This is a genomic window from Paraburkholderia sp. 35.1 (assembly GCF_050436525.1).
GTDB lineage: Bacteria > Pseudomonadota > Gammaproteobacteria > Burkholderiales > Burkholderiaceae > Paraburkholderia > Paraburkholderia tuberum.
Map to the genome: position 1 here is coordinate 1,177,420 of NZ_JBNDMJ010000001.1, position 10,949 is coordinate 1,188,368.

Genomic DNA, 10,949 nt, shown 5'->3' on the forward strand with positions numbered 1-10,949 from the left:
GCGTTTCAAGCGTGAATGTTCAACTGAAGGAGACTTGGCATCATGGCGATCCTGATTCGAGGCGGCACCGTCGTCAATGCAGACAAGAGCTGGCGTGCGGACGTGCTCTGCGAACACGGCGTGATCCAGAGCGTTGGCGAGAACCTCGACGCGCCTGCGGGCGCGACCGTGGTCGACGCCGGCGGCCAATATGTGATGCCTGGCGGCATCGATCCGCACACGCATATGGAGCTGCCCTTCATGGGCACGACCGCCAGCGACGACTTCTACACGGGCACGGCGGCGGGGCTTGCGGGCGGCACGACATCGATCATCGACTTCGTCATCCCCAACCCGAAGCAACCGCTGATGGACGCCTTTCGCGAGTGGCGCGGCTGGGCAGAGAAAGCCGCTTCCGACTATGGCTTTCACGTGGCGGTGACGTGGTGGGATGAAAGCGTGCATCGGGACATGGGACTCCTCGTGAACGAGCATGGCGTATCGAGCTTCAAGCACTTCATGGCCTACAAGAACGCCATCATGGCCGACGACGAGATTCTCGTGAACAGCTTTGCGCGCTCACTCGAACTGGGCGCGCTGCCTACCGTGCATGCGGAAAACGGCGAGCTCGTATTCCAGTTGCAACGCCAGTTGCTTGCGCGCGGTTTCACGGGGCCCGAGGCGCATCCGCTTTCACGGCCACCCGAAGTCGAAGGCGAGGCAGCGAATCGCGCTATCCGCATCGCGCAGGTGCTCGGCGTGCCGGTGTACATCGTGCATGTCTCGGCGAAAGACGCGCTCGAGGCGATCGCGCGCGCACGCGGCGAAGGGCAGCGCGTATTCGGCGAAGTGCTCGCGGGGCATCTCGTGATCGATGAGTCGGTCTATCGCGACCCGGACTGGACGCGCGCCGCCGCCCACGTGATGAGTCCGCCGTTCCGTACCCAGGAGCATCGCGACGCGCTCTGGCGCGGGCTTCAGGGCGGCCTGCTGCACACCACCGCAACCGACCACTGCGTGTTCTGCGCTTCGCAGAAAGCCATGGGCCGCCATGATTTCACGAGAATTCCGAATGGTTGCGGCGGCGTGGAAGATCGCATGGCGGTGTTGTGGGATCAAGGTGTGAACACCGGCCGGCTCACGCCGAACGAATTTGTGCGCGTCACCTCCACCAATGCGGCGCAAATCTTCAACCTGTACCCGCGCAAGGGCACGGTGGCCGTGGGTGCCGACGCCGATCTCGTCGTCTGGGATCCCGAGGCCACGCGCGCGATATCGGTCAAGACGCATCATCAGAACGTGGACTTCAACGTGTTCGAAGGGATGACGGTTCGCGGCGTGCCGACACACACCGTCTCACAAGGCGAACTCGTGTGGGCGGACGGCGACCTGCGCGCGCGGCGCGGAGCCGGGCGTTATCTGAAGCGGCCCGCGAATCCCGGCTATCTGCAGGCCTCGCGCCTCGCGAAGAGCCTGAAGCAGACGCAGCCGGTGCATCGCGAAGGTGACGCACCACAATAAACACGGCAACGCGTGGAGGCACTGCAGGGGATATCGGGGGCTCGACGCGACAGGATTCGCGTTGCGCCCCGGTAGTTCGAGTGCAAACCGGTCGGCGCTTTTTATCTGCGTCGGAGTTCGCCATCGAGCGATCAGATACAAGAAAAGCGCGAGCCGGGGTGCGGTCATGGTTGAATGAGTAATCCGTATCTCGCGGTTAGTGTTTCCCGCGTTCCGCGATCCATGCGCTATCCGGTCGCTGTTCGAGTCAGCGATTCACAGGCCTGCCAGAGGCGTCTTGCATCGGTTCCGTTTCTTGCCTGACTGGCGACGTTCGCTGGTCCCACGACTCGACCACGTGTTTCGAACAATCCGAGCGGACCATAGTAGCCGCCGTCGACGACATCGGCCGCGGTTGCGGCATAGAGCGTGGAAAGCGCGCCGGTCTGGTCACTGTTGAACAAGATATCGATCAGTCCGCCTAGCGCAGAGCGGACGATCGGGCTTGCGGCAAAATGGTCGGCACGGAACAGATTCGTATTGGCGACGCCGGGATGCGCGGCAACGGACATCACGCGCGATCGTGCGGCGCGCAACCGGCGATCGAGTTCGAACGCGAACATGAGGTTGGCGAGCTTCGACTGTCGATAGGCGGTCATCGGACGGTAACGACGGGTTGCCTGAAGGTCGTCGAAGTCGAGCCGCCCGGTCTTGTGTGCGATAGAGGCAACCGTGACCACGCGCGGCCGCTCGGCAGACGCTCCTGCCGCCATCTCGAGCGCAGGCAACAGCAGGCGCGTCAGGGCGAAATGCCCGAGTACATTGGTGCCGAACTGCAATTCGAAGCCGTCGACCGTTTCGAGGCGTCGGCGGGGCGCCATGACGCCCGCATTATTGATGAGGATGTCGAGCGGCCGGCATTGCGCGAGTTCGCGATCGCAAAAGGCGCGCACCGAAGCAAGGCTTGCGAGATCCAGTCGTTGAAGCCGCAATCGGGCGGCGGGCAGTTCCCTCTGCAGACGGGACAGGGCATCGGCGCCGCGCTGTTCGTCACGGCAGGCGAGTACGACTTCCGCGCCTGTGCGAGCCAGTATTGCAGCGACGTGATAGCCGATGCCGCTGTTGGCCCCCGTGATGATGGCGCGTCTGCCGTGCTGAGGCGTGATGTCGTCGATGCTCCATTGTTTGTTCTGGTTCATTGGCGATTGTCGAGGGAAGGCCGTTAGCCGGAGAGAATGCTGATTAGCATACCCCTTGCACGCGCGCCGCATGTGCTGGACATTCTCGGGTTTCGCACGGGTCCGGCGGCTTCCTGAGTCGGGCGCGCAGCGCGCGCATGTAATGCGTGTGAAACGCAAGGCGGGCGTCCTGCCCCGTTACATCAGCCGAAGCACGATTCTCTGAAGGAGGGAGGGCAGGTCGCGTCGAGCGTCGACCACGAGATGAACGAAAACGGTCTCGTCGCGGACCTGATAAATGATCCAGTTCTTGCCGGAAAGTCCTTGCCGGAAACCGTCCTCGAAGAAGCCCTCAAGCTCGGCAGGCGCATGACCGCTAGCGGGGAACTGACGAATGTGCGTGATCGTTTCCTGCAGTTGCGTCGATGGTATTGTCAAGTTGGCGCCGGGGTCGACGAATATAATGGGGCATGAAGAAAGCTTCCGTTTCCGTTTTGCTGTCGGCCGAGGCGCCGATTTCGTTCAAGGGCTATCGATTTCCGCCGGACATCATCAGCTACGCGGTGTGGGTCTACTGCTGGTCAGCTCTCTCCTCGTTCAAGAGGAAGCGATATTCCCTCTCCGGACGCCGATTCCGCTAGCTGCGCCGCTGCGATAGTTGCTCCATCCCGAACTCCGCGGCGCGCTGCGTCGCCATTTCGTTTGCGGCAATCGCCCATTTGCCACACGCCGGGCGGTCCCCGGCTACTTCTCGTCATGGCTCACACCTTTGGACTACATCATGAGCGAGTACGTCAGAACTTACAGAGGGTTGGAGATCTATCCCCTCGTCTATTCCCACATTCCCCGGGAGGCCGTTGGGTCATTCGACTATGATGCCGGCTTTGACGCTGCCGTCAGGATATGCCGCCGAGGCACCCACGACACACTGACGGCCAGCCGCGTATTTCGGATCCCACATCGTGCGCCGTTTGGCGATGCGGGCGAGGCGCGCATGGCATCCAACGACTATGCGGAGCGCCTGATTGATGGCGAGGTTGACGGGCAGTCTATGCGTGATCTATGAGCGAACGGCGATACGGTCCAATGCGCGAGGAAACGTGAATGCAGCATCTATGCTAGGCGAGAAGAACTATGAGGTCGTCGCCTCGTCCCGCCGGACGATAAATGGCGCCGTTCCGACCTTGAAGGTGACCCGCCTTTACGACAAGCGGGTTATCTATCCGTTTTGCGGTTGCCCGGACATGCCTCTATTCGACGATCCACAGAGCGCGAAGAATTTTGCCGAGGTGTACGGCTGGCAACTCGTGAAGGGCGATATTGCGGTTCCAGAGTGATCTGAGGGACCACCGTCGAGAGCCGCCGATTACGCTTTTCGGGTTGCATCGAGATAAGGCCAAACGGGCAGGAAAATTTCATGGATTCTCAATGCTGCTAACGGCTATACGATTGCATACGTTCCGCAGGATACGATGGTGACGAGCCCGAGCGGTTTTTTCTTCCCGAGAGAGGCGACTATTCTTCGTGACGAGCCAGCACGTCCTCATTGACGAGCCGAGCGGCCATTACCCTAACCGCATCGAAATCGAACCGCACGTCGATCCGGCGAACCTCGGTGCTTCCACGTTGATTTCAGTCCCGCTTTATGTCGACCGGCCGGGCAACCGTGCGGCAGGCACGCGACCTAATTGCGAGCGCCTCGGCGTATTTTCGAGTCAACCCATGCCTGCCGAAAGGGGCGTTGCGTCGTACACTGTCAAATTCGACATAAAAGGAGGCCATCGTGAGCAAAGCCCATGACGCCAAGAAGACGGAAAAGAAAGTCGCCACGAGGACGCCGAAGGAAAAGAAGGACGCGAAGAAGCTGAAGAAGGAGGCTTCGAAGCGTCGGTGATCTTGCAGTGCCACGAGCGCTGCTAAATAGCCGCGGCACACGGTGGCACGATCGAGGTGAGATCGGACGAACAAGAGATGTCTTCATAGTGCGCCTGCCGCGGCAGCAGTTACCCGGCGAGCGCTCAACCAAGGAAAAAATTGACTACCGTAATTCTGAAACCCGACGAGCCCGTGGAAGTTGCAATACGCCGTTTCCGTCGCGCGATCGAGCGCACCGGCTTGATTCCGGAGCTTCGTGCCCGGACAGCCTACGAAAAACCTACCGCAGAACGCAAGCGCAAAAAAGCTGCTGCAGCGGCACGCCTGCGCAAGCAGATCAAACGGTCGTTGCCGCCGAAAAAGCGGTACTGACCGGGAACTGCCGGGCAGCTATGCTGAAGCGGCCGTCTAGTGCCCAGGCAGGCGTCCCGCGTAACCTCCGCATGGGGAACCGGCTCTGATCTGCACCCAGTGGCCGGTTGAATCCGCCTTCGCATACCGGCCACTTGATCTTCTGCGATCGATAGACAGCTTCGGATCGGGTGCTGTCCGCCGGGCTCGTCGACGCAGCCGGCAACAATGAAGCCGCCTCGATGCTCAAGCGTGACGTCGACAACCTGGCCGCGTACTTCGGGCGATTTGCCCCGCAAATACTCACCGCAAATTATGGCACGGAGATCTGGACGCTCTTCGAAGCAGGCCGGCTGCATGTCGATGCCGAACTGACCGGCCGCATCGAGGTCGACACGCGACGTGTGGACCTCGATGGCGTGCCGCAGGAACTCGAAGAGACACGTTTTGAGGAGGACGCGCGAGTGCGGCGACAGCAGGAACTGAGCGCAGGCCGGTAACCATGCTCAATGTCCCCCGAAGATCGTCCGAATGTGAAGGTCTTCGAGGATGTCGCCGCTCGGCCACAAACTGTCGTTCGCCGCATCGGAATGGGGGCCAGTCGAGTGACCGTTGGGCCCCCATGTAGCCGACGTACGCGTCGCCGACGTCGCCGCTCCTTATCGACGACTGCTTCGTGTGGCGAGTGAATGCTCTGCGCGTGAGTCACTATTCGAGACAACGCGCCCGCTAGTTCCGGATGCGCTCTACCATGTTCGGACCCTTCCTGAAACACGGATGGAAGTGGACCTCATCGAAACGTGGTTCGTGCGTATCAGCAAAAGAGTAATAGACCTTCGCGCCGCCTCCAGACCCCCCAGCGACGTAATCACCAACAACTCCGATCTCGTAAAGTACGAGAAGCAGCTCGATCTCGGGATGCTTGTGAGACATGATCTCGTTCAGCCACGTTTCATTGATCGCGACTTCCAAAAGAAGCGTCTCCAACTTATCGACGATCTCTGTCTTTTTATAAGAGTATTTGTGTCGATTGAAAATGGCCTTCCAGGTGTTGAACAAAGTCAGGAGATTAGGGTACTGGTTTGAGTACTCGCTGCACACGTCTTGCAGCTTCCATGACGAGTAGATGATCTCTGAGTTCTTTAGCGCCGTGTCGCTCGGCTTGTCATCGCTCACAGACTTTGTGTAGTTACGCGCAAGCTGTATCAGCTCGCGAGGGCGAGACAGAGTCCTTTCGATCAACCAGTTGTCAGCGTAGGTGGTTCCAACCATCTCGGGAAAGACCGAATGAAAAAGATCTATCGCTGGCTCGGCCTCATGCTCGCGTCGGTTATAAGCGATACGTTCGTTAAGGATGGAGATGAGCCCGTTCCTGTCCCACTTGATCCGTTCAATGTTCCGATACTTGTCTGCATGCTGCGTCTTAGAAACAAGGATCGAGTAGACGTCCTCGCGAAGGAAAACGCAGCAGTACAGGTTCGGAATCTTGGCGGAGATGTACGCGGACGCAGACAGCAGGCCTAGCAGAAGGTTGTTGGCGAGTTCAGAGTTATCCCACCCTTGGTCAAGATCGTCTATGAGAACGACAAACTGTTTGCCTGTTTTTGCAATCTCGGACGTGTGATGTTCCAAAGCATCCGCTTCCGCGGCCGCCCGAAGCTCCTTCTCAAGGACAAGTCCGAACTCGCCCAGCTTTCCAGCTTTCGCCTTGATCGACGTGAGAATTTCAGTGATGTTCTCCGCAATGTCCATCGACGACTTCCGAATCTCTCGTGCAACGCCTCTGGCGAACTCGAAGCTGCCGCGGGCGAACGTGTACTTCGCGTCTTCCCCTGCGATAGCGAGGCAGTCCAGTAAAATTTTCCTGATCCAAGTGCGCTAAAAGAACAACTCGGTGCCGAAGTCTTTGGCTAGTTCTTCCGAGTTGATGATGCTGCGAATCATTGCGTAAGTCGGCACAATGTTGACGACGTAGGTATTCGCTTCCTTCTCGAACTCTTCGGACGCCTTGGTGCGTTCCGGCGAAATGTTAGACGCAGAAACGTTTGCCGAGGCTGTAGCTGAGGAAATCCTGCGTTTCGAGGAAGGCGTGCCGGAAGATGACGGCGACGAGGTGTTCGGCTCTTCTGTAATCGAATCGGCGAAGGACGCGGGGTCGCTCGCCGGTGCCGCACAGCGCAGAGCGTTGTCTCAGCTAGAGATTCCGACGTTTGAATATCGAACCAACGACGTAGACTGCTCAACGGGTCTGATCTACTTCTTTGAAATCCTGAACGCGGACGGTGTCCAGGTAAGCAGCTATGTTGGCCAATCCTTCGACAGCAAGCGACGGTTACAACATTACGCCAAGCGAACGGCTCAGGTATTAGCCGGCATCAAGGGGCGTGCGGTTCATGAAGCTTTGCGCGATGCCGTTCTGGGTGGTCGAAGAGTTGTGTGCACCCTGCTGTGTAATGCAGGACCTCACGAAATTGATGAGGTCGAGACCGCTTTCATCCGGGAGTTAGACTGCTACGGTCCAGGTATGCACCAATTAAACAGGCGACCCGGACCAGGCCCGCATGGCCGCCCGACACCCGAACACCTATTGCCAATCATCGCCGGCGTTCTTGAAAGACGGCGTTGCCAAAGGGCTTGACGGCGAAGAGAAACACGGTGTTCCGTCACCAGCCTGATCAGCTTTCTGGAGATGCTCGATAAGGGCGTCGAGGGGCATTCGAACGTCGGCTCCGCCCCTAGAAATGGCCGTTGCCGGCCCATCGTGTCGAGCGGCTGATTGGGGTCGAAATGACTCATTCGCATTTGCGAATGTCGACGTTGACCCGTACCCGTTTTGAACGTCAGTGAAGCGACGTTGAGCCGCCGCACAGCGGCTGATCGGCGACCGGCGGCTTTGGCCGAATCTTGCATTGGAGCGCGGCCTGTCCGCACGCATGCTGAAGACGTTGGCGAACGTCCGCGCTTCGCCTGCCATGCAACGCCCGCCGCCCGCCTGGAGGTAACTCAGGCGATGACCTTCTGCTCCGCGGCAGCCTGCTCGCGCATGCGACGGGCTTCGTCGCGCAGGAACTGCTGGTAATCGTCCAGATCGCCGTCGAAGGGCTCGACGCCGCCCCCCGTGACCAGCCAGAACTCATCACATACCGCGCGCAGCAGGGCCCGGTCGTGACTGACCAGCATCACCGTGCCCTCGAATTCGTTGAGCGCCATGGCTAGCGCTTCGCGTGTGGCCAGGTCGAGGTGGTTGGTAGGCTCGTCGAGCAGCAGCAGGTTGGGGCGCTGCCACACGATCATGCACAACACGAGCCGCGCCTTTTCGCCGCCGCTCATAGTGCTAACCGCCTGATGGACCGTGTCGCCACTGAAGTTGAAAGTGCCGAGGAAGGTGCGAAGCGATTGTTCGGTTCCACTCTGGCCGGGGGCGCGCAAGTGAGCCGGCGTGTCCCTTGCAAGGCGGATCATGTGTTCCATCGGCGTGTCAAGCGGGCGCAGCACGTCGAGCTCCTGCTGTGCGAAGTAGCCGATGTTCAGGCCTTTGCCTTCGCTGATTTCGCCGGCAATCGGCGCTAGCGCGTGCACCACCGTCTTCACCAGCGTGGACTTGCCTTGGCCGTTGGCACCGAGGATGCCGATCCGCTGCCCGGCCAGTACGGATCGGTTGATGCCCCGCACGATGATTGTGGGCGGCGTGCCCGGCAGTGCGCCGGTCGGCGCGGGGTAGCCGAAGCTTGTGTCCAGCATCGACAACAGCGGGTTCGGGATGTTGAGGGGCTCCTTGAACTCGAAGTTGAACTCCGCGTCGGCAAGCACCGGTGCGATCTTCTCCATGCGTTCGAGCGCCTTGACCCGGCTCTGCGCCTGTTTCGCCTTCGAGGCCTTGGCCTTGAAACGGTCGATGAATTTTTGCAGGTGAGCGATCTTGTCCGCCTGCCTGGCCACCGCGGCCTGCTGCAACACGAGCTGCTCAGCGCGCATGTCTTCGAACTTGCTGTAGTTGCCGCCATAACGCACGAGCTTGGCGTTGTCGACGTGCACCGTCACTTGCGTCACCGCGTCGAGGAACTCGCGATCGTGGCTGATCACTACCAGGGTTCCCTGATAGCGCTTGAGCCAGGCTTCCAGCCAGACCAGCGCGTCGAGGTCGAGGTGATTGGTCGGCTCGTCGAGCAGCAGCAGATCGGACGGGCACATGAGCGCGCGCGCCAGTTGCAGTCGCATGCGCCAGCCGCCGGAGAAACTGTTGACCGGCTGGCTAAGCTGCGCAGCACTGAAGCCGAGGCCCAGGATCAGCGCTTGGGCGCGTGCGGGGGCATCGTGTGCACCGGCGTCGTGCAGGGCCATATAGGCGTGGGCCATGCGCATGCCGTCGTCGCTGGCTTCGGCGGCGGCTGCTTCGGCCTGTGCGGCCAACAGTACGGTGTCACCCTCGATTACGAAGTCCGTCGCGCTCTGCTCGGTCTCCGGCATCTCCTGCGCGACCTGGCCCATCTTCCACGCAGCGGGAATCGAGAACTCGCCGCCGTCTTCGTGCAGCGTGCCGTTGAGAAGGCCGAAGAAAGACGACTTACCGGCGCCATTGCGGCCGACAAGACCAATTTTTTCGCCGGGGGCGAAGGTGACGGAGGCGCTGTCGAGTACGACATTAACGCCGCGGCGCAGCGTGAGATTACGGACGGAAATCATAAGGGGCTACTTCGGAGAGGATTGGCATGATAGCCGACCGGACGTGCAGGGCTGTCTCTTTTCTGAGCCGCTTGCGCTTTGCGGCGCCCACCGGCAACAAAGCGAGGTAGGCCATGGCGCATCGGGCGTTCCAGCTACGGAGCCAGCGAACTTAGCGGCGGATGACGGATATTGGTCGAAAAGCGCGGTTTAGCCGTGGCGCATGCGCGGCTGGCGGCGAGCAACCTGTCGCGCAGCCACGTCCCGATGTCAGATTTCAGTTTGCTCAGATATTTCGAGGGCATCGTCGACCTCAGTCCCGAGATATCGAACGGTGCTTTCCAGCCTATTGACTGCAGTCAATAGATTGGATTGTACTAAACCGCTGACGCGGTAGTGGGAGGAGAGCAAGGGTCAGTGCCTCGCGTTCGCCTCGTGCGGTTACCTGATGCCAAACCACAGCGAATTGGCGAGAAGGCCACCAGGAGCCGGATAGAGATGCCCGACCGGGCATTCGATCCACTGTTCCAGGAGGCTCGCCATGACGCCGCTGCGCCAACGCATGCTGCACGACATGCAGATCCGCAACCTTGCGCTCAACACGCAGAAGACCTATCTCGTGCAGGTTTCCGGTTTCGCCCGACACTTCTAGCGTTCACCGGAGGTGCTCGGCCCCGACGAGATTCGAGCCTGGATCATCCACCTGACCAACGAACGCAAGCTAGCGCCAGCGAGCGTGCAACTGGCCGTCGGCGCGCTGCGCTTCCTGTATCGAATCTCGCTCAGACGCGACTGGAGCGACGAGGACTTTCCCTTGCCTAGGCGGCCCGTGAAGCTTCCGGTCATCCTCAGCTTCGATGAAGTCACGCGTTTCTTCGAGTCGATTCCCAGCCTGAAGCAGCGTGCCATCCTGATGACGGCCTATGCGGCCGGCCTGCGTGTCTCCGAAGTCGTGCATCTGAAGGTCACCGATATCGACAGCCAGCGGATGATGATCCGTGTCTGTCAGGGCAAAGGCCGTAAGGACCGCTACGTAATGCTCTCGCCGCGTCTGCTTGAGGTCCTGCGACTGTACTGGCAGGACGCCCACCCGCGGGACTGGCTCTTTCCAGGCAGCATTCCGGGGCGGCCCATCAGCCGCCATGCCGTGGGCGACGCATGCCAGCTTGCACGTGAGCGTAGCGGCATCACGAAACCCGTTACACCCCATTCGCTGAGGCACGCGTTCGCCACGCACCTGCTCGAAACCGGTGCCGATGTCCGCCGGATCCAGTTGCTGATGGGACATCGCAGCATGGCGACCACGGCGCGGTATTACCGGCCGAAAGTTGTTATGTGCAGTGTTGAATCCCGCTCGCGATAGCAAAGGTTTCCCGTCGTCGGAACTCTACATAAAAGTTTGGG

General features: G+C 60.2%; 10 protein-coding genes and 2 pseudogenes. 8 read left to right on the forward strand and 4 right to left on the reverse strand.

The window, feature by feature from the left end:
• Positions 1–42 precede the first annotated feature (42 nt).
• A complete protein-coding gene (gene hydA, locus OKW27_RS05660; protein WP_429332797.1) occupies positions 43–1,500 on the forward strand; it encodes a dihydropyrimidinase in 1,458 nt (485 codons plus the stop codon).
• A 227-nt stretch (positions 1,501–1,727) separates the two neighbouring features.
• Here hydA and OKW27_RS05665 read toward each other — a convergent pair whose 3' ends face one another.
• Together OKW27_RS05665 and OKW27_RS05670 are read right to left on the reverse strand one after the other, a co-directional pair.
• A complete protein-coding gene (locus tag OKW27_RS05665; RefSeq protein ID WP_429332798.1) occupies positions 1,728–2,837 on the reverse strand; it encodes an oxidoreductase in 1,110 nt (369 codons plus the stop codon).
• Between the two features lie 18 nt (positions 2,838–2,855).
• Entirely contained in the window at positions 2,856–3,095 is a 240-nt protein-coding gene (locus OKW27_RS05670) for a type II toxin-antitoxin system RelE/ParE family toxin (protein ID WP_429332799.1), read from the reverse strand.
• 32 nt (positions 3,096–3,127) lie between these two features.
• Between OKW27_RS05670 and OKW27_RS05675 the strand changes: the two are divergent.
• The 5 genes and pseudogenes from OKW27_RS05675 to OKW27_RS05695 all read left to right on the forward strand — a co-directional run.
• Positions 3,128–3,232, forward strand: a pseudogene (locus OKW27_RS05675) (IS6 family transposase); the annotation flags it as partial.
• A 206-nt stretch (positions 3,233–3,438) separates the two neighbouring features.
• Complete coding sequence (locus OKW27_RS05680; RefSeq protein ID WP_429332800.1) at positions 3,439–3,723, forward strand: hypothetical protein; 285 nt, start codon at positions 3,439–3,441, stop codon at positions 3,721–3,723.
• A gap of 49 nt (positions 3,724–3,772) precedes the next feature.
• The gene (locus OKW27_RS05685) at positions 3,773–3,994 is read left to right on the forward strand and encodes a DUF6723 family protein (RefSeq protein ID WP_184040877.1); all 222 of its coding nucleotides are present in this window, start codon (positions 3,773–3,775) and stop codon (positions 3,992–3,994) included.
• Positions 3,995–4,691: 697 nt separating this feature from the next.
• Positions 4,692–4,904 (forward strand): 30S ribosomal protein S21, encoded by a 213-nt coding sequence (rpsU, locus tag OKW27_RS05690; RefSeq protein ID WP_090812766.1) that lies wholly within the window; start codon positions 4,692–4,694, stop codon positions 4,902–4,904.
• A 188-nt stretch (positions 4,905–5,092) separates the two neighbouring features.
• A pseudogene (locus tag OKW27_RS05695) lies at positions 5,093–5,383 on the forward strand (PA4780 family RIO1-like protein kinase); the annotation flags it as partial.
• A 229-nt stretch (positions 5,384–5,612) separates the two neighbouring features.
• Here the strand turns inward: OKW27_RS05695 and OKW27_RS05700 are convergent.
• Positions 5,613–6,752, reverse strand: a complete 1,140-nt coding sequence (locus OKW27_RS05700) for a P-loop ATPase, Sll1717 family (RefSeq protein ID WP_429332859.1) — start codon at positions 6,750–6,752, stop codon at positions 5,613–5,615.
• A gap of 142 nt (positions 6,753–6,894) precedes the next feature.
• Here OKW27_RS05700 and OKW27_RS05705 point away from each other — a divergent pair, with 142 nt between their 5' ends.
• The gene (locus OKW27_RS05705) at positions 6,895–7,521 is read left to right on the forward strand and encodes a hypothetical protein (protein ID WP_429332801.1); all 627 of its coding nucleotides are present in this window, start codon (positions 6,895–6,897) and stop codon (positions 7,519–7,521) included.
• 365 nt (positions 7,522–7,886) lie between these two features.
• On the opposite strand, the gene OKW27_RS05710 is transcribed toward OKW27_RS05705, so the two are convergent.
• Positions 7,887–9,566 carry an ABC-F family ATP-binding cassette domain-containing protein gene (locus OKW27_RS05710; protein ID WP_429332802.1) on the reverse strand — a complete coding sequence of 560 codons (1,680 nt, stop codon included), beginning with the start codon at positions 9,564–9,566 and terminating at the stop codon, positions 7,887–7,889.
• A gap of 643 nt (positions 9,567–10,209) precedes the next feature.
• Here OKW27_RS05710 and OKW27_RS05715 point away from each other — a divergent pair.
• Entirely contained in the window at positions 10,210–10,908 is a 699-nt protein-coding gene (locus tag OKW27_RS05715) for a tyrosine-type recombinase/integrase (RefSeq protein WP_429332803.1), read from the forward strand.
• Positions 10,909–10,949: the final 41 nt, after the last annotated feature.